Below are 257 nucleotides of genomic sequence, written 5' to 3'. Positions count from 1 at the left end.
CGGGCTTGAAATACTTTGAAAGCATCTCATCAATTTCATGCGCCCGAGCATAAGTTGTACCGGCTTTTTCGACGACGGGTGCGGTGTCGCCCGACCGATCCTGCGCGGTTGTAGGTAAAGTGAAACATGCCAGCGAAAGTGGAATCAGAAGAGCCGCGTTGAAAAGGCTACGTTTTTTCACGTAGCAGTTTCGCCAATTCGGAGGCAGCTGCATTCAATGCCAATTCTGCCGGCGCCAATGCTGAGAACCTGGCTTT

At 51.8% G+C, this 257-nt stretch carries 1 protein-coding gene; it reads right to left on the bottom strand.

Annotated features, from left to right (window positions below; translation table 11 throughout):
• On the bottom strand, positions 1-181 hold a 181-nt coding region (locus C5P05_RS34130; protein WP_232834263.1), incomplete at its 3' end, for a hypothetical protein.
• Positions 182-257 lie beyond the last annotated feature (76 nt).

Origin of the sequence: Rhodoferax ferrireducens (assembly GCF_003347515.1) — a bacterium.
Taxonomy (GTDB): Bacteria; Pseudomonadota; Gammaproteobacteria; order Burkholderiales; family Burkholderiaceae_C; genus Rhodoferax.
Note: the sequence above shows the minus strand (reverse complement) of the source record. Positions and strands in the feature narration are given on the sequence as shown.